Below are 18,084 nucleotides of genomic sequence, written 5' to 3' on the forward strand. Positions count from 1 at the left end.
CTCGGTCGAGACCTTAGCGTCCGCCGATCACCTGACTCGGTCGAGTGCTACGCGGCAGGCGGGCGGCATCCCGGACGAGGGCGGCTCGGCGCACTCGGTGTCGCTGACGGTTAAGGTCAGCTTGCCGTCCTGCACCGGGTTGCCCGCCTCGCCCGCCGACGGGCCGCGGGACATCCACACCAGCACGGCGACCAGCAGCGCGAGCAGCACCAGCATGATCACCACGGCGGCCAGGCAGCCGGTGAACAGGTTCCGGCCCGGCTTGGCGGGCCGGGCGCCCGGCGGCAGCGGGCCACGGCGGGGCAGCGGGCCCTGCCCGGTCTGATGCGGACCCAACTGCGGCGCCTGACGCCCCGGCCGCGGGAAACGCCCGGACGTCTCGGCGGGCGCCATGGGCGCCGCCTGCCGCGGCCCCTGGAAGGTCCCCGTCTCGCCGGGCGGCCCCTGACGCGGCCCACGCCCCCCGGACCTCGGCACGTTCCCCGACGTCTCCGCAGGCGGCACGGCGGGGCGCGGCCCCTGATGCGGCCCACCCGGCCCCGGCCGCGGCACGTTCCCGGACGTCTCGGCAGGCGGCGCCTGGTACGGCCCCCCGGGCCCGGAGCGCCGGAAGTTCCCCGACGTCTCGGCAGGCGGAACGGTGGGGCGCGGCCCTTGATGCGGCCCGCCCGGCCCCGGCCGCGGCACGTTCCCGGACGTCTCGGCAGGCGGCGCCTGATGCCCGCCCGGCCCGGAGCCTGGGAAGTGTCCGGGTGCTTCGGCGGGCGGCGCCTGGTGCGCGCCCTGCCCCGAGCCTGGGAAGTGCCCGGACGTCTCGGCAGGCGGTGCCTGGTGCGCGCCCGGGATGTTTCCGGGGGTTTCGGCTGGGGGTGGGGCTTCGGTGGTTCTCGGGGCGGGGCCTGCGGGAGCCGGTTGACGGGACGCGTCGGGAGCCGGCATGGGGAAGCGGCCGGAGGTGTCGGCGGGCGGGGGGCCGCTGGGGGCGCCCGGCAGGGGCTGGTGGGGCGCGCCGGGCTCGGGGCGGGCGAAACGGCCGGAGGTCTCGGGGTGCGGCTCCGCCCTGCCGCCCTGGTGCGGGGCACGCGGGCCCGGGTGAGGGTGCGCGCCGGGACGGTGGGCCAGCGGGGGGAACTCCGCGGGGTTCCAGGAGTCCGTGAGATGGCGGGAGGCCGCGAGCTGGGCCGTCGGCTCGTCGGTGGCGCTCACCAGCTCCAGCAGCAGCTGCTTGGCCGTCGGCCGCCGCGCCGGGTCGGGATGGATGGCCGCGGCCACCAGCCGGTCGAGCGGCGCGGGCAGCCCGCGCAGGTCGGGCGGGGCGGTGCGGGCCCTGGCCGCCATGACGTAGGCGTCGCCCTCGCCGAACGGATGCCCGCCCAGCCCCGCGTACGCGATCAGCGACCCCCACGCGAACACGTCGCCCGCCGGGCTGGTGCGGCCCTCGAAGACCTGCTCGGGAGCGATCCACCCCGGCGTGCCCATCACCATGCCGGCGTTCGTGTGACGCGAGCTGACGTGCGTGGACCTGGCCAGCCCGAAGTCGATCACCCGCGGCCCGGCCAGCGTCAGCATCACGTTGGCCGGCTTGAGGTCGCGGTGGACCAGCCCGGTCGCGTGGATGGCGGTCAGCGCCGCGGCCACCCCCACGGCCGCGGAGTGGAGCATCGACGGCGACAGCCGGCCGTGCTCGATGAGGTGGTCCTCCAGCGAGACGCCGTCGATGAACTCGGTGACGAGGTAGAGCACCCCGTCGTGCTCACCGTGGTCGAGCACCCGGGCCGTGCAGAACGACGCGACCTTGCGCGCGTTCGACACCTCCTCGTGGAAGCGCGCCCGGTAGACGGGGTCGGCGGTGAAGTCACGCCGGATCGCCTTGAGCGCCACCGTCGCGCCGTCCGGCCCCTTCGCCAGATAGACGGTGCCCATGCCACCGGACCCGAGCCGGCCGGCCAGCTCGTACGGCCCGATCGCGGGCGGGTCCTCTGGCGTCAGCGGAGTGCCAGCGGAGCGGCCCTGCTGCCCCAACGTCGCTGTCCTCTCGCCGTCGTCATCCCGTCGACTCAACCGACCGTTTCCTCCGCCCGGCATGCCTTTGTGCACCCCAGACTCTAACGGAGTAAGGGCCTGCCCGCTGGCCGGGAGCTAGGACCGGACGCCGAGCTGGATGATCTCCGCGTGGACCGACACCGCCACCTCTCCCGGCGTCCGCGCGCCGATGTCCAGCCCGGCCGGCACGCGCACCCGGTCGCCGCCGTCCACCCCTGCCAGCACGCCTGCTCCCCGCCTGCGGCTGGCGATGAGACCCACGTACGGGACGCCGGCCGCCAGCGCGGCCCGCAGCACCGGTTCCTCGGACACGCCGTGCGAGGCCACCAGCACCGCGGTGGTGTCGGCGGCGATCGCGGCCCACGGGTCGGCCGACGCCTCCACCTGGTAGCCGAGCGCCCGCCCGACCTCGGCGAACGCCCGCGCGATCGGCCCGTCACCGTACACGTGCACGAGCACCGGCGGCAGCACGGCCTCCAGGAAGATCTCCAGCGTGCCGCCGGACAGGCACGGCTGGCCGACGGCGACCAGCCCCTCCTCCTCGCGCGGCTCGCCCTCCTCGGGCGTGATGCGCAGCAGCGTCGAGTGCCCGGTGCGCCTCGGCTCCAGCAGCCGCAGCCCCTGGGCCCGTACCGTGTCGAGCGCGCAGTGCCCGCCGACGAACCCCTCCACGGTCCCGTCGGCCAGCACCAGCGCCCGGTCGCCGGCCTTCGCGCTGGTCGGCCGCTGCGCGCGCACGACCGTGGCCAGCACGTACGGCTCCCGCCCCGACCGCAGCTCGGCGGCCCGCTCCCGCACGTCACGCGGCGGGGCCGGCGCCCCGCCCGTCCGATCACGGCGGCGGGGCGCCGGCATGCCGATGAACTCGCTCATGAGATGGCCAGATCCGTCCTGAACGGCCGCCCGTCGATGGTCCGCCACACGTTCGCCGGGGTCAGCGGCATGTCCGCGTGCCGGATCCCGTACGGCGCGAGCGCGTCCACCACGGCGTTGACCACGGCGGCGGGGGAGCCGACGGTGGCCGACTCGCCGACGCCCTTGGCCCCGATCGGGTGGAACGGCGACGGGCTGACCGTCTCGCCCAGCTCCCACGACGGGCACTCCATGGACGTGGGCAGCAGGTAGTCCATGAAGGAGGCGCCCAGGTGGTTGCCGTCCTCGTCGAACGCCATCACCTGCATGAGCGCCATGCCGACCCCGTCGGCCAGGCCGCCGTGCACCTGCCCTTCGACGATCATGGGGTTGATGCGCACCCCGCAGTCGTCCACCGCCACGAACCGGCGCACCTTCACCTGCCCGGTGCCCGGGTCGACGTCGACCACGCAGATGTAGGCGCCGAACGGGTAGGTGAGGTTCGGCGGGTTGTAGACGGTCACCGCGTCCAGGTGCCCTTCGACGCCCTCGGGCAGCTCCAGGTTCGAGTGCGCGGCCAGCGCGATCTCCGCGAGCGACTTGGCGGTCGACGGGTCGCCGACCACCGACCACTTGCCGTCCTGCCACTCCAGGTCGTCCGGGCTGGCCTCCAGCATGGCCGCGGCCACCAGCTTGGCCCGGTCGCGCACCTTCCTGGCCACCACCGCGGTCGCCGCGCCCGACACCGGCGTCGAGCGCGACCCGTACGTGCCGAGACCGAACGGCGTCTGGTCGGTGTCGCCGTGCACCACCTCCACGTCGTCGGCCGGGATGCCCAGCTCGTTGCCGACGATCTGGGCGAACGTGGTCTCGTGCCCCTGGCCCTGCGACTGGCACGACACCCGCAGCACCGCCTTGCCCGTCGGGTGCACGCGCAGCTCGGCGCCGTCGGCCATGCCGAGGCCGAGGATGTCCATGTGCTTGCGCGGCCCGGCGCCGACCGCCTCGGTGAAGAAGCTGATGCCGATGCCCATCAGCTCGCCCCTGGCCCGCTTGGCGGCCTGCTCGGCGCGGAGCTCGTCGTAGCCGGCCATGTCCAGCGCCAGCCTCAGCGTCTTGGGGTAGTCGCCCGAGTCGTACTCCCAGCCGGTGGGTGAGGTGTAGGGGAACTGGTCGGGCTTGAGCAGGTTGCGCATGCGCAGCTCGGCCGGGTCCACGCCCAGCTCGGCCGCCAGCACGTCCATCAGGCGCTCCACCAGGTAGACGGCCTCGGTGATGCGGAACGAGCACGCGTACGCGACGCCTCCTGGCGCCTTGTTCGTGTAGACGCCGGTGACCTCGCAGTGGGCGGCTTCGAGGTCGTACGAGCCGGTGAAGACGTGGAAGAACCCGGCGGGGAACTTCGTCGGCTGGGCCGTGCCGTTGAACGCCCCGTGGTCGGCCAGCACCTTCACCCGGATCGCCTTGATCCGGCCGTCCCGGTCGGCGGCGATCTCGCCGTGCATGTGGTAGTCGCGGGCGAAGGAGGTGCTCATCAGGTTCTCCGAGCGGTCCTCCATCCACTTGACCGGGCGGCCGGTGACGATCGAGCCGACGATCGCGCACACGTACCCGGGGTAGATCCCGACCTTGTTGCCGAACCCGCCGCCGATGTCCGGCGAGATCACCCTGATCTTGTGCTCGGGCAGGCCCGCCACCATCGCGTACAGCGTCCGGTGCGCGTGCGGCGCCTGCGTCGGGCACCACACGGTCAGCTTGCCGGTCACCTTGTCGAAGTCGGCGAGCGCGCCGCACGTCTCCAGCGGCGCCGGGTGCACGCGCGGGTAGAGCATGTCCTGCGCGACCGTCACCTCGGCCCGCTCGAACAGCTCGTCCGTCCTGGCCCTGTCGCCCGCCTGCCAGTCGAAGATGTGGTTGTCGGCCTTGCCCTCCAGGTCGTCCCTGATCACCGGGGCGCCGGCGTCGAGCGCGGTCCTGGCGTCGATGACCGCGTCCAGGGGCTCGTACTCGACCTCGATCAGCTCCAGCGCGTCGCGCGCCGCGTAGCGGTCCTCGGCCACCACGAACGCGACCTCCTGCCCCTGGAAGCGCACCTTGTCCGTGGCGAGCACCGCCTGCACGTCGTTGGACAGGGTGGGCATCCAGGCCAGGTTCAGCCCGGCCAGGGTGGCGCCGGTGACGACGGCCTTGACCTTGGGGTGCGCCTCGGCCGCCGAGGTGTCGATCGACACGATCCGCGCGTGCGCGTAAGGGCTGCGCAGGATCGCGCCGTGCAGCATGCCGGGCAGCTTGACGTCGTCGACGTAATTGCCGCGGCCCCGGATGAAGCGGGCGTCCTCCTTGCGGTGCATGCGTCCGAAGCTCATGACTTGGCCTCCGCCTCTGCCGCCCAGCGGATGGACCGGACGATGTTCTCGTAACCGGTGCACCGGCAGAGCTGGCCGGAGATCGCCTCGCGGATCTCGCCCTCGTCCGGGTCGGGCTTGTTGTCCAGCAGCCACCGCGCCGTCAGCAGCATCCCCGGCGTGCAGAACCCGCACTGCAGGCCGTGGCACTCCACGAACCCCTTCTGCACCGCGTCCAGCTCGCCGTCCTTCTCCAGCCCCTCGACAGTCGTCACCTCGTGGCCGTCGGCCATCACCGCCAGCACCGTGCACGACTTGACCGGCACCCCGTCGAGCTGGACCGTGCACACCCCGCAGTTGGAGGTGTCGCAGCCCCAGTGCGTGCCCGTCAGGTCCAGCTCGTCGCGCAGGAAGTGGGTCAGCAGCAGCCGCGGCTCCACGTCGCGCTCGTACGGCTGCCCGTTCACCGTCACCGTGATCCGCATGTCAGATCCTCTCCACAGCCCTGGCCAGTGCCCGCCGGGTCAGCTCGGCGGCCAGGTGGCGCTTGTAGTCGGCGGGTCCGCGCTGGTCGGAGTGGGGTTCGCAGTGCTCGGCGGCGATCCGGCCCGCCTCCGCGAACACCTCCGCGCCCGGCGGCTTCCCGATCAGGTGCGCCTCCGCCTCGGGCGCGCAGAAGTGCTCGGCGCCCACCGCCGTGAGCCCGATCCCGGCCCGCGCGATCACCCCGCCGTCCAGCTGGAGCACCGCCCCGGCCGCCGCCACCGGCCAGTCGCCGACGCGCCGCTCCACCTTCTCGTACGCGCTCCCCGCCCCGTCCAGGATCGGCACCCGGAGCGCGAGCAGCAGCTCCCCGTCGCCGACGGCGGTCTCGTACGGTCCCTCATGGAACTCCCTGACCGGGACCTTCCGGACACCCGCCGGGCCCTGGATGACCGCGGTGGCGCGGAGCGCCGCGAACACCGCCGCCAGGTCCTCCGACGGGTCGCCCTGGCAGAGCGAGCCGCCCACCGTGCCCCGGTTGCGGACGATCGGGTCGGCGATCACCCGTTCGGCGTCCTCGAAGATCGGGTACGGGCCGGTGGCGACCGCGCCGGCCAGGAGCTCGGCGTGGCGCACCATCGAGCCGATGACCAGCTCGCCGTCCTCCACCGAGAGCTGGGCCAGCTCGGACAGGCCGTTGATGTCGATCAGCGCCTCGGGCTGGGCCAGGCGCAGTTTCATCATCGGGATCAGGCTGTGGCCGCCGGCCACGACCCGGGCGTCGGGGCCGTACCTGTCCAGCAGCTCTAACGCGTGCGGGACGCTGCCCGCTCTTTCGTACGCGAACGTCGCGGGAACTTGCATGCCTGCACAGTGCTGTCACCCTTTCGGCTGGACAATCCAGAAATAAGGGATTCCTTAATCCGTGCCGGGAATCTATGAAGAAAGGGTGACCCTGAGCCAGCTCGGCGCATTCGTCTTCGTGGCCCGCCTCGGTTCCGTCAAGGCCGCCGCCCGCGCGCTCGGCATCAGCGAGCCCGCCGTGTCGCAATCGCTGGCGCAGCTCCGCCGCCACCTCGGCGACCCCCTGCTCACCCGCTCCGCCGGCGGCATGGTGCTCACCGAGGGCGGCCGCCGCCTGCTCGGCATCGCCTCCCAGATCGTCGCACTCGGCGCCGAGGCCGTCGCCGCCGTCCAGCCCGGCGGCCCGGCCCGGCTGCACGTGGTCATGGACGGCGTACTCGCCGAGCACGTCGCAGGGCCGCTGGTCTGCCTGTTCAACCAGCGCAAATCCATGGACGCCAGCACCGGCGTCGCCGCCACCGCCGAGATGCCGCTGCTGCTCACCAGCCGCCTCGCCGACGTCGCCGTCGGACCGCAGCTGACCGGCCCCGGACTGGTCAGCCGGCCGGTCCTGCGCTGCCGCCTCGTCGCCGTCGCCGCCCCGCACGGCCACCGCGACCACTGGCTCGTCGGTCCCTCCGGCACCGACCCGGCCGGCGACAGCGGCCGGCTGCTGCGGCTGCTGCGCGTACCGGAGTCGCACGTACGCGTCTTCGCCAACCAGACGGCGGCCTGGAAGGCGGCGGCGGAGGGCGCCGGCGTCGCCCCCGCCGTCGCGCACCTGGTGGCGTCCCAGGTCCGGCGCGGGGAACTGGTGGCCGTGGAGACGGCGGCCACCCCCATGCCGGTCTCCTGGTACGCGACCGTCCTGGAACCCGGCACCCGATCGGCCTCGGCGGACGCCTTCCTGGACTTCCTCACGACCCCGGCGGCCACCCAGGTGATGCGCTCCCCGGACGAGGGCATCCCCCGAGCCCGCTTCCGCCCCCCGGTGCACGTGTCGATCTGGAGCTGACCGTCACTCCCTCCTCAGAAGTGCCAACCTTCCACGGCGGCCACGGCGTCTGGGGGGTATCGACCTGAGGAGAGACGTTGGATCGCGATGCCGGTTTCCGGGCGTTCGTGGATGCTCACCAACGCCCGTTGATGCGCCTGGCCTACCTGCTCACCGGAGAGGTCCACCTCGCGGAGGACCTCCGGCAGAGCGTGCTGGTCCGTATGATCGGGCGGTGGCCGAAGTTACGCCACATCGACAACCTCGACGCCTACGCGCGCAGGATCATGGTGAACCAGTACATCTCGTGGCGACGGCGGCGCGGTTCCGGCGAGGTGCCGAGCGCCGAGCCGCCCGAGCGCGCCTACTCCTGCGAGGACTCCGCCGTCCTGCGGATCGTCCTGCGCCAGGCGCTCATGCGGCTGACGCCCAAGCAGCGCGCCGTGCTCGTCCTGCGCTTCTACGAGGACCGTACCGAACGTGACGTCGCCGACCTGCTGGGATGCTCCGTCGGCACCGTGAAGAGCCAGGCGCACCACGCCCTGGCCCGCCTGCGCGCGCTCGCGCCGGAACTGGCGCCCAGACTGCCCGTTCTGGAGGACCCGGCCCGAAGTGAGGGGGCACGCCGATGACCTGGCTCGGAGAACAGCTCGGCCGCATCGCGGACGACATGCCGGAGCGCGACCTGGCCGCCCGGGCGATCGCCGTCCATCAGCGCAGGCGGCGCAACGTCATGGCGTTCGCCGCCGCCGCGGTGGTCGTCGTCACCATGATCGCGGTCACCGTCGCGGTGCGGGCGCTGCCCGGTGAGCCGCGCGCCGCCGCCCGCCCGTCCGCCCCGCCGGAGCTGCCGGTCATCAAGGTCGGGACGGTGCCGACCGTGGAGTCGGCGCCCGTGTTCGTGGCCCAGTCCGAGGGCTACTTCCAGGAGGAGGGCCTCACGGTGCAGCCGGTGGTCGTCACCGGCGCGGGGGCCGCGACGCCGCAGGTCGAAGTCGGCGCGCTGGACCTGGCGTACACCGACTACGCCACCCTCTTCCGGGCGAACGAGAAGGGCAAGGACTTCAGGATCGTCGCCGGCCTGTACCGGTCCTCGCCGGGAGACCTCGCGATCGTCGTGAGCGCCAAGTCGAGGATCAGGACAGTGCGCGACCTGAAGCGCAAGCAGATCGCGATCCCGAACCTCGGGGGCCTCGGGCAGCTGACGGTGACGGCCGCGCTGAAGCGGGCCGGGCTGAAGCCGCGGGACGTCGTGATGGTCGAGAAGCCCTATCCCGAGATGCTCCACGCGCTGAACAGCGGGCAGTTCGACGCCGCCCTGCTGGCAGAGCCGTTCGTCACCGTGGGCCGCGAGCGCTCGCGGATCCTGACGGACGCGATCCCCCGGGAGTTCGCGGACCTGCACACCGCCGGCCTGGCGGCCACCGCCGAGTGGGTCCGGAAGCACCCGCGCACGCTGGCGGCTTTCCAGCGCGCGCTGGCCAAGGCGCGGCACCTGATCGCGAGCGATCCCCGGCAGGTGCGTGAGGTGGTGCCGACCTACACGAAAACCTCCCCCGAGGAGGCGGCCGCCATGACGTTCGGCTCCTATCCGGCCGAACTCGACATGACGGAGCTCAAGCGGGTCGCCGACCTGACCCACGCCCTCGGGTTCACGGAACGCCCGGTGGATCTCGGCGGTGCGGTCGGCGGCTGATCCGGCCTGAGACCCAGCCCGTGCCGCGTCGTACAGGAGGGTGGGTGGTCGCCCGATGCGAACAGAGCCCCGTCGACTGTCGTACCGCGGGATGGCCGAACAGGCCGCCCCGGGCGGGCCTCGTGGTCCGCTCACTTGAGCCCGCCATCAGACGCGTGATCGACAGGCGCTGGGTGCGGCTAGCCTCGGGCGCATGCCGCGCCTGGTGTTCTCCGACTCGGATCTCGGACGTGTCCGGTTCGCCATCATGCCCTTCCAGGAGACGCTGAAGGCGGCGCGCGGCCTCGGACTGCCGCAGCCGCCGCCCGGCCTGGCCGCCTGGCGGCACGCCGGCCGGGCGGCGCTGCCCGCGGCGGCCCGGCCGGTGGTGGCCCTGTGCTCGGCGCACCCCAGGCATCTGCCCGACTTCCTGACGCCGCAGCCCGCCGCCGGCCCGATGACGTTCGAGGACGAGCTTCACGCGGCACTCGACGACCCGGCCGCGCCGGTGCTGCAGGACACCGCCGCGTTCGCCGGGGTGCTGGATACCGTCCCGCCGGTCGTCGGCACGCTGCTGCGCCAGCCCACCCGGGCCCGGCGAGCGCTGCGGGACGCGTTCGCGGCGTTCCACCGGGCGGTGCTGGCCGCCGACTGGCCGCGGCTGCGCGCCCAGCTCGCGGCGGACGTGGCCTATCGTGCCCGGCTCGCGGCGCGGCACGGGGTGGAGGCCATGCTCGCCACGCTCTGCCCTCCCCACGTGCGCTGGGAACACCCGTACCTGGAGTTCGCCGGGCCGGTCGCGCCCGACTACGCCCTCGGCGGCCGGGGGCTGGTCCTGGTGCCGAGCATGTTCCTGACCGACGGGGTGCACCGGCAGCTCAACGACCGGCAGCAGCCGATGCTCTTCTACCCGGCGCGCACCGCCGGGGCGTTCTGGCGCGACAGCGGGGGACGCGACTGGCCGGACGGACGCCTGGCGGGCGCGGTCGGCGAGCGCCGGGCGGCCGTCCTGCGGGCTCTCGCCCGCGGTTCCGGCCGCGGCACCGCCGACCTCGCCTCGGCGCTGGGCGTCACGCCGGCGACCGCCTCGGCGCACGTGGCCAACCTGCGGCGCGCCGGGCTGGTCGTCACCACCCGGGTGGCGCGCACGGCCCGGCACGAGCTGACCCCGCTGGGCTGGGACCTGCTGGACCTGAACGCCGGCTAGCCCTCGACGGCGATCGCCTCGATCTCCAGCAGCCATTCCTCGGCGTAGATGCCGGTGATGACGATGGTGAGGGCGGGCCGGTGGTCGCCGAGCACCTCCTGGCGGATGCGGCTGTTGGCCTCGCGATACCGGCGGTCGGAGAGGTACGTCGTGACCTTGGCGAGGTTGCGCACCCCCATGCCGGCCTCGGCCAGCACGGCGAGCACGTTGCGCCACGTCAGCCGGCACTGGGAGTCGAAGTCCTCCGGCAGCGGGCCCGGCCCGCCCCAGGGGACCTGGCCGCTGACGAACAGGGTGCGCCGGGCACCGGTCACCACGGTGCCGTGCGTGTAGTCGCCCGTCGCCGCCGGCAACGACGCGGGATCGACGGGCCGTACCAGAAGATCGTCCATGGCGGTGACCCTAGGAACCCGCCCGCGCGGGCCGCAAACCCTTCGCCGATCCGTCTAATCGAGACCCGGTCAGGGCCGGGCGGCGTCGAACAGGAGCTGACGCAGCCAGGCCATGAAGGGGTGGTCACCCAGATGCGGGTTCCAGACCATGTCGATGCCCAGCCCGGGGATCGGGAACGGGAACTCCTCGATCCGCAGGCCGACGAGCGCCCGCATCTCCGCGGCGACCCGGTGGCGCAGCAGGGCGACCCCGCCCGCCCGTCCGACCAGGTACGGGACGAGCAGGAAGTCGGAGACCCGCAGCCCGACCCGGTAGGGGACGCCCTGCTCGTCGAGCACCGGATACGGGAAGACCCGCCGCTCCGCGTCCACGACGACGTGCGGCTGCGTGGTCAGCAGGTCGAGCGCGCTCACCTCCGGCGGCGTGTCCGCCGAGGCCACCACCACGATGCGGTCGTCGTACAGGCGCTCGCGCGGGTGCGGCGACGCGAACGCCTCGGAGATCAGCACGACGTGCACGCCGTGCTCGGTGAAGGCCGACTCGGCCGGCACGGTGATCGTGCGCAGGCGCAGCGTCGCGTGCGGCGCCCGCTCCGCCACCAGCCGCCCCAGCCGCGCGCCGAGGACGAAGGCCGTGCTGGTGGTCATCGCGACGGTGATGACCCGGCGATCGGTCGCCGGGTCGAAGACGGGCAGGCTGACCAGGTCCGCGGCCTGCTGGAGCGTCGCCCGCAACGGGGCGATCAACTGCACGGCGCGCGGGGTCAGCGTGACGGCGTTGCCCTGCCGGACGAGCAGGTCGTCGCCGAGCAGGCGTCGCATGCGGCCCAGGGCGTGGCTCATCGCCGACTGGGAGAGCCCGACGCGCTCGGCGGCCCTGGTCACCGAGCGCTCCTCCAGCATCGCCAGGAGGGGCACCAGCAGGTTGAGGTTGACCGACGCCAGCCGATCCAGCCCCGAAACCGTGGTGTCCGCACCCTCGCCGCTCATCGTGAGGAAACTCTACGCGGCGGCCCGGCGCAGCCGCGGGATCGGGATCCGGTGGTTCAGCGCCACGGCCACACCGGCGCGGGACCAGCGCATCAGGCCCGGCTCCAGGTGCTCCGGCTCCCCGTCCACCGGGAGATAGCCCACCGCCTTGAGGCTGAGCCCGAACTGCTCGGTCCAGAAGTACGGCTGGAACCGCAGCGGCGGCGCCCCGTCCCCGCGCACGAGGGCGGCCGCGGCCACCTTCGCCTGCTCGATCGCGCTGTTCCACAGCGGGACGCGGCGCGGCCCGTACGGTGTCGGGAACGCCGCCAGGTCGCCGACCGCCGCGACGCCGGGGCGGGCCAGCCCGCGCGCGTCGACCCGGACGACCCCGCCCGCGGCGAGGCCCGTGCCCGCGAGCCACTCCGTGTTGGGGACGTCACCGGCGGCAGACACCAGCAGCTCGGCCTCGACGACCGCGCCGTCGTCCAGGACGACGCGCACGCCGCCCCCGCCCCGCTCGACCCGCGCGGCGCCGGTCTCCACGACGGTGAGCCCACGCTCCCGCGCGGCCTCGCCGAAGACCCCGGCCAGGTACGGTCCCAGGTGCCCGATCAGCGGCACCCCCTGGGAGACGAGCGTGACCTCGCACCCCGCGGCCAGGCACGCCGAGGCGATCTCCATGCCGAGCGGGCCGCCGCCGGCCACGACCACGGACGGGCTCGCGGCCAGCCGGTCGCGCAGGGCCAGCGCGTCGTCCAGGCCACGCAGCGTGTGCTCCTCGGGCAGGCCGGACAGCCGCCGCGCGCGGGCCCCGGTGGCGATCACGAGCCGGTCGTACGGCAGCTCGGTGCCGTCGCCGAGGGTGACGAGCCGGCGCTCCAGGTCGAGCCCGCGAGCCCGGACCCCGAGAAGCTCGGTCGCCCCGTGCGTGGCCGGCGGGAGCTCGTGGGCCGTTCCGCCTCCGTCGAGCAGGAGCGCCTTCGACAGCGCCGGACGGCTGTAGGCGGCGTGCGGCTCGTCACCGACGACGGTCAGCTCCCCGTCGAACCCGCTCGCGCGCAGCGAGTCGGCCGCGGTGAGCCCGGCGACGCCGTTGCCGACGACGACGACCCGCCTGATCCGCGTACTCACGCGAGCCGCAGGGCCGCCACCGGGCAGACCCGGACGGCGGCGTTGGCCAGCGGGACCTCGGCGTCGCCGATCTCCTCGCGGTCGAGGACGAGCTCGCCGTCGTCGTCGAGGTGCATCAGCTCCGGCGCGGCCTCCTCGCACAGGCCGTGTCCTTCACAGCGGGGACGGTCGAGGACGATCTTCATACCGGGACCACCTCCAGGACGGGGAGCTCCTCGATGCTCCGGGTGACGTTGCTCGGCACCCGGACCTCGGGGCCGACGACGAGCCGCCGCACGCGGCGCGCCAGGGCCTCGATGACCGCGTGCGCCTCCAGCCGGGCCAGCCCCTGGCCGGCGCAGCCGTGCGGGCCGTAGCCGAACGACAGGTGGTCGGCCGGGTTCCGCTCGACCAGGAACGCGTCGGGGTTCTCGTAGTGGCGCGGGTCCCGGTTGCCGGCCCCGAACAGGATCGCCACCTGCGCCCCCGCCGGGACCACGACGCCGTCGATCTCCACGTCCCGGGTCGTACGACGCCCCCAGGCGTGCAGCGGTGCCCAGTAGCGGAGCACCTCGTTCAGCGCGGCCGGCACCAGCGACGGGTTCTCCCGCACCAGCGCGAGCTGGCCGGGGTGCGCGGCGAAGAGCGCGACGACGTTCCCGATGGCGGCGATCGTCGTGTCGACGCCGGCGCCGAGATACTGGTGGATGATGTGGCCGGCCGTGTCCGGCGGGATGTCGCCGCGCGCCTCGGCCTCGAAGATCCCCCGCCCCACCGAGCCGGGCGCCAGATCCTCGGCGGTCACGCCCGAGCACCAGCCGTACAGCTCGCCCGCGATGGGGAAGCTCTCCGCGGTGCGCCGGTTCATCGGCCCGATCACCTGCATCGCCGCCTGTCCCCAGCGCAGCATGTTGTCGCGGACGTGACCGGTGAACCCGATGAGATCCGCGACGACCTCCAGCGGGAACGCGCGGGCCAGCGCGTCGATGGCCTCGAACGAGCCCCGGTCGACCAGCTCCCCGACCAGCGCGTCGGCCTTGGCGTCGATGCCGGCCTTGAGCCCGCGCAGCGCCCGCGGCGACAGGTTGGCGGTCAAGGTCGCCCGCAACTGGGTGTGCACCGGCGGGTCCGAGGACAGGGACGTGCCGGTCAGCGCCTCGTTGACCATCGGGTTGAAGCCGATGGCCCCGGCGGAGGAGAAGCTCTCCCAGTCGCCCAGGGCGTTGCGGATCACGTCGTACCTCGTGAGCGCGTACACGTCGTTCGCCGGAAGGCGGACGACGCCTCCCAGGTCGCGCAGCGCCGCGTAGGAGGGGTAGGGGTCGACGAGCACCGTGTCGTCGAACAGGTCGAGATCGGAGACGGGGGCGGAGTCGGTCATCGTTCACCTCGGGTCGGTCATCGCGTAACCCAGTGAAGCGATCGGCGTCACATCAGGCAAACGCATGTTCTGTATGGACGGACATGAATATGATGCATGGCGAATGCGCCAAACACCTCAAAACGGTGCGAAGCGGACACGTTCGGGTAGGGAGCAGCTCACAGCCACCGGGGGAAAGGACGAGAGTCTTGGCGGCCATCGAGGAACTGGATGACAAGGCCCTGCTGGAGCTGTCGGGGCGCACCGACGCGGCCGGGGTGCTGTCGGTGTACGTGAACGCCGATCCGGGCGGGGACCGGAACGCCGCGGCGATCGACCTGAAGAACCGCTACCGGGAGCTGCGGCGCCGGGTGGCCGAGGAGGGACCGGCGGAGCGCCGTCGCGAGGTGGTCGCCGCGCTGGACCGGCTCGGTCCCGAGGTGGAAGAGCTCGCCACACCCATCGAGTCCGGCCGCGGCCGGATCGCCTTCGCCGCGCTCGGCGACGACTGGGTGGTACGCCTGGACAGCCAGATGCCGGTGCCGAATCGGGTCGTGCTCGACGACGGCCCGTTCGTCCACCCGTTGCTGGAGTTGCTGGACGAGGGCCGGCCGGCCGGGGTCGTGCTCGTCTCCAGCGACGAGGCCCGGCTGCTGGAATGGCGGCTCGGCCGCTTGCGGCAGGTGAGCCAGTTGGAACAGGAGGACCTGGAGGCGCCGCACGAGCGGGCCGGCCAGATCGGCGGTGGACCGGCGGGCCAGTACAACACGCCGATGCGGGAGCAGCGCAAGGCCCGCGAGCGGGCCTGGGCGCAGCGGTTCCTGGACCGGGTGGCGGAGACCGTCACGAACCTGACCGAGGAACGGCGGTGGGAGCGGATCCTGGTCAGCGGCGGCGATCAGTGGGCCGAGATCCTCGCCGGCAGGCTCCCGGAGCCCTTGCGGGACCGGGTGATCCGGGACACGCGCGTGCTCGCCGGGCTCGACGACTCAGGGCTGCTGGCCGCGGTGACCGAACGGCTCCACGCCGAGCACACCGCGAGCGAGCGCCGGCTGCTCGAACAGGTCCTGGACGCCGGGCTGAGCAAGAAGGGCGCGCTGGGCCTGTCCCAGGTGGCCGGGGCGCTGAACGAGGGCCGGGTCGCCCACCTGGCATACGACCCGGAGGTGCGCTACGTCGGCTCGGTGGACGCCGACGGCACCCTGTACGCCGACACCGAGACCGGCGTCCGGCGGCACACGCCCGAGCCCCGGCTGACCGAGCGGCTGGTGGAGCGGGCCCTCGCCACCAGCGCCCGGGTCAGCCCGATCGAGGGGGCCGGCGCCGGAGTCCTCGGCGACGCCGGAGGCATCGGCGCCCTGCTGCGATGGTGAGGCATGCCGCGGGCCCCGGGATCGTCCGCCGTCACGATTGACTCGCTGGTTCCTGAGGGAGCGAGCGGGATACCCTGCCTGCGGTGCCTCCAACCACGCGACCGGAGGAGTCGATGCCGGGATGACGGCAGGGCGACCGGTGCCCACGCAGGACGACGTGCTCGGATACTTCGACACGCTGTCGAACTGGGGACGGTGGGGCGACGACGACGAGCTCGGCACGCTGAACCACATCACCGACGACGTCCGGCTGGCGGCGGCGCGGGCCGTGCGCCACGGCAGGAGCGTGTCGTGCGCATGGGAGGTCGCCGTACCGGAGGACATGGAGCGGTCGACGACGACCTGCCCGTGCGCCGCCGACATGCCGGGTGCCGAGAACATGCCGGCGCCCGGATTCCGTCATGACCGGCACTGGGGCTTCTCGTCCGAGCGGATCGGCGTCACGTTCCACGGCAACACCATCACCCACGTCGACTCGCCGTGCCACATCTTCTGGGACGGCGCGATGTACAACGGGCGGTCGCACGCGCTGGTCGACGCCGCGACGGGCTCGGCGTGGGCGGCCGTCACGGCGGCGGCGAACGGGATCGTCACGCGCGGTGTCCTGCTGGATGTCGCGAGCGCGCGGGATGTGCCGTGGCTGGAACCGGGGCAGGGGGTGTTCCCCGACGATCTGGAGGAGGCCGAGCGTCGCCAGGGTGTGCGGGTGCGATCCGGCGATGCGGTGCTCCTGCGGACCGGCTACGGCCGCGTCCGGCACGAGACCGGTGCGGTCAGCGGTTTCTCGCAGGCCGGGTGGCACGCGTCCTGCCTGCCGTGGCTGCACGAACGGGAGGTCGCGCTGATCGGCGCCGACACCCCGCAGGACGTTCTGCCATCGGGTTACGAAGGCGTGCTGATGCCGGTCCACGCCGTGAGCCTCGTCGCGATGGGTCTGTGGATGCTCGACAACTGCGACCTGGAGGCGTGCGCGACGACGGCTGCCGAGCTCGGCCAGTGGGACTTCCACCTCACGGTCGCGCCGGTCCGCTTCGCCGGCACGTCCGGCAGCCCGGTCAACCCGATCGCCACATTCTGACCGCGTTTCTACGACGAGGACGCCCGAGGACCCGGCCCAGGCCGCCGTACGCGACAGCGGTCAGCGGCCCGACTCGGCCGGGGCGCCGTCGCGGGCGTGGCCGAAGACCTCGTCCCTGACCCGGGCCAGTGCCAGGTCCAGCCCGCCCACCAGCACCGGGTTGCCGTCGACGGCGGAGAGCCGGACCTGCGGCCGGTCGACGTCGAGCACCCGCAGCTCGCGCTCGACGAGGTCGCGCAGCGGCTCGCCCCCGGCGGACATCAGGCCCCCGGCCAGCACCACGAGCCCCGGGTCGACGACCGCGGCGATGGTCGCCAGGCCGAGCGCGACCCGGGAGGCCACCGTCCGCAGGCCCGCCGCCGCTTCCTGGGCGGCTCTCCCGGTGCCTTCGGCCAGGCGTGCCGCGGTCGCCACCGACTCGCGGAAGTCGGCCCCGCGCACCCCGTACGAGCGCAGCAGGTCCTGCAGCGCCGGCCCACCGGCCAGCGCCTGGTAGCCGTGGTGGCCGAACCGGCCGCCGTCGCGGGCCGTGGCCGCGCCGGGGATCGGCATGTAGCCGACCTCGCCGGCGCCGCCGAAGAAGCCGCGGTGCAGCCGCCCGCCGATCACGAGGGCGGCGCCCAGCCCTTCGCCGGCCCAGAGCAGCACGAAGTCCGGGCAGCCGGCCGCAGCCCCGTGCGCCTGCTCGGCGAGGGCGGCGAGGTTGACGTCGTTCTCCACGTCGACGGTGACGCCGAGCCCGGCGGTGAGCGTGGGCACCAGATCGGGGATCTGCCAGCCGGGCATGTCCTCGGCGGCGGCGTGGTCGAGCCTACCGGTCGTGGGGTCGACGGCGCCCTGCACGCCGATCACGACGCGGCGCAGTGGGCCCGGTGGCCGTGCCGCCTCCACGGCCGCCCGCAGCCGCTCGACGAGACCGCCCCCCTCAGGCGGCTGTACGGGGGAAGACGCGGGAAAGGGTGCCGGTGAAGACGCGGGTGAAGGTTCGGGGAAAGGCGCGGGGTAGTCGGCCTCGCCGACGACGGCGCCGGTGATGTCGGCCACCCGGACGCCGATCCTCCCGGGGGTGACGTCCAGCGCGGCCACGTACGCGGCGGCGCCGTTGACCCGGTAGACCTCGGCCGTGCGCCCGGCCTGGCCCGTGCGGACGCCGTCGTTGACGACCAGGCCCGCCTCCTGCAGGCGGGCCAGGAGCTGGAACGCCGTCGGCTTGGACAGGCCGGTGAGCCTGCTCAGCTCGGGGCGGGTCAGCGGGCCCTTCTCCAGCAGGATGCGGAGCGCGGCGCGGTCGTTGATCGCGCGCATCAGCCGCGGCGTCCCGTGGACAGGGGGCTTCACGTCACCTCCGGGGTGAGCG

17 protein-coding genes are annotated in these 18,084 nt (G+C 73.7%); 6 read left to right on the plus strand and 11 right to left on the minus strand.

What is annotated here, in order from left to right:
• Positions 1 to 27: 27 nt before the first annotated feature.
• From ACZ6YG_RS07195 to ACZ6YG_RS07215, 5 genes are all read right to left on the minus strand, one after another.
• Entirely contained in the window at positions 28 to 2,022 is a 1,995-nt protein-coding gene (locus ACZ6YG_RS07195) for a serine/threonine-protein kinase (RefSeq protein WP_466017427.1), read from the minus strand.
• 117 nt (positions 2,023 to 2,139) lie between these two features.
• Positions 2,140 to 2,916 carry an XdhC family protein gene (locus ACZ6YG_RS07200; protein WP_219544565.1) on the minus strand — a complete coding sequence of 259 codons (777 nt, stop codon included), beginning with the start codon at positions 2,914 to 2,916 and terminating at the stop codon, positions 2,140 to 2,142.
• A complete protein-coding gene (locus ACZ6YG_RS07205; protein WP_148032427.1) occupies positions 2,913 to 5,261 on the minus strand; it encodes an aerobic carbon-monoxide dehydrogenase large subunit in 2,349 nt (782 codons plus the stop codon). Before ACZ6YG_RS07205 ends, ACZ6YG_RS07200 begins: the two co-directional genes overlap by 4 nt.
• Positions 5,258 to 5,725 (minus strand): (2Fe-2S)-binding protein, encoded by a 468-nt coding sequence (locus ACZ6YG_RS07210; protein ID WP_148032426.1) that lies wholly within the window; start codon positions 5,723 to 5,725, stop codon positions 5,258 to 5,260. The genes ACZ6YG_RS07205 and ACZ6YG_RS07210 overlap by 4 nt, the downstream gene beginning before the upstream one ends.
• A gap of 1 nt (position 5,726) precedes the next feature.
• Complete coding sequence (locus ACZ6YG_RS07215) at positions 5,727 to 6,587, minus strand: FAD binding domain-containing protein (RefSeq protein WP_148032425.1); 861 nt, start codon at positions 6,585 to 6,587, stop codon at positions 5,727 to 5,729.
• 85 nt (positions 6,588 to 6,672) lie between these two features.
• On the opposite strand from ACZ6YG_RS07215, the gene ACZ6YG_RS07220 reads away from it, so the two are divergent.
• The 4 genes from ACZ6YG_RS07220 (at position 6,673) to ACZ6YG_RS07235 (ending at position 10,442) form a co-directional block, all read left to right on the plus strand.
• Positions 6,673 to 7,581: a LysR family transcriptional regulator gene (locus ACZ6YG_RS07220; protein ID WP_466017428.1), complete on the plus strand. Its 909-nt coding sequence runs from the start codon at positions 6,673 to 6,675 to the stop codon at positions 7,579 to 7,581.
• Between the two features lie 77 nt (positions 7,582 to 7,658).
• Complete coding sequence (locus ACZ6YG_RS07225; RefSeq protein ID WP_466017429.1) at positions 7,659 to 8,192, plus strand: SigE family RNA polymerase sigma factor; 534 nt, start codon at positions 7,659 to 7,661, stop codon at positions 8,190 to 8,192.
• A complete protein-coding gene (locus ACZ6YG_RS07230) occupies positions 8,189 to 9,256 on the plus strand; it encodes an ABC transporter substrate-binding protein (protein ID WP_466017430.1) in 1,068 nt (355 codons plus the stop codon). Before ACZ6YG_RS07225 ends, ACZ6YG_RS07230 begins: the two co-directional genes overlap by 4 nt.
• Before the next feature lie 193 nt (positions 9,257 to 9,449).
• Positions 9,450 to 10,442: an ArsR/SmtB family transcription factor gene (locus ACZ6YG_RS07235; RefSeq protein WP_466017431.1), complete on the plus strand. Its 993-nt coding sequence runs from the start codon at positions 9,450 to 9,452 to the stop codon at positions 10,440 to 10,442.
• Here ACZ6YG_RS07235 and ACZ6YG_RS07240 read toward each other — a convergent pair.
• The 5 genes from ACZ6YG_RS07240 to ACZ6YG_RS07260 all read right to left on the minus strand — a co-directional run bounded on the left by ACZ6YG_RS07240 (position 10,439) and on the right by ACZ6YG_RS07260 (position 14,297).
• Entirely contained in the window at positions 10,439 to 10,834 is a 396-nt protein-coding gene (locus ACZ6YG_RS07240; protein ID WP_271280169.1) for a RidA family protein, read from the minus strand. The genes ACZ6YG_RS07235 and ACZ6YG_RS07240 overlap by 4 nt on opposite strands.
• A gap of 69 nt (positions 10,835 to 10,903) precedes the next feature.
• Entirely contained in the window at positions 10,904 to 11,824 is a 921-nt protein-coding gene (locus ACZ6YG_RS07245) for a LysR family transcriptional regulator (protein WP_466017432.1), read from the minus strand.
• Positions 11,825 to 11,836: 12 nt separating this feature from the next.
• A complete protein-coding gene (locus ACZ6YG_RS07250; protein WP_466017433.1) occupies positions 11,837 to 12,937 on the minus strand; it encodes an NAD(P)/FAD-dependent oxidoreductase in 1,101 nt (366 codons plus the stop codon).
• Entirely contained in the window at positions 12,934 to 13,122 is a 189-nt protein-coding gene (locus tag ACZ6YG_RS07255; RefSeq protein ID WP_148032417.1) for a ferredoxin, read from the minus strand. The genes ACZ6YG_RS07250 and ACZ6YG_RS07255 overlap by 4 nt, the downstream gene beginning before the upstream one ends.
• The gene (locus ACZ6YG_RS07260) at positions 13,119 to 14,297 is read right to left on the minus strand and encodes a cytochrome P450 (RefSeq protein WP_466017434.1); all 1,179 of its coding nucleotides are present in this window, start codon (positions 14,295 to 14,297) and stop codon (positions 13,119 to 13,121) included. Before ACZ6YG_RS07260 ends, ACZ6YG_RS07255 begins: the two co-directional genes overlap by 4 nt.
• 188 nt (positions 14,298 to 14,485) lie before the next feature.
• Between ACZ6YG_RS07260 and ACZ6YG_RS07265 the strand changes: the two genes are divergently transcribed.
• Positions 14,486 to 15,649 (plus strand): MSMEG_1130 family ribosome hibernation factor, encoded by a 1,164-nt coding sequence (locus ACZ6YG_RS07265; RefSeq protein WP_466017435.1) that lies wholly within the window; start codon positions 14,486 to 14,488, stop codon positions 15,647 to 15,649.
• Positions 15,650 to 15,770: 121 nt separating this feature from the next.
• A complete protein-coding gene (locus tag ACZ6YG_RS07270) occupies positions 15,771 to 16,727 on the plus strand; it encodes a cyclase family protein (protein WP_466017436.1) in 957 nt (318 codons plus the stop codon).
• Positions 16,728 to 16,787: 60 nt separating this feature from the next.
• On the opposite strand, the gene ACZ6YG_RS07275 is transcribed toward ACZ6YG_RS07270, so the two are convergent.
• Positions 16,788 to 18,065 (minus strand): ROK family transcriptional regulator, encoded by a 1,278-nt coding sequence (locus ACZ6YG_RS07275; RefSeq protein ID WP_466017437.1) that lies wholly within the window; start codon positions 18,063 to 18,065, stop codon positions 16,788 to 16,790.
• Positions 18,066 to 18,084 lie beyond the last annotated feature (19 nt).

The organism is Nonomuraea sp. NPDC054003, assembly GCF_055585125.1.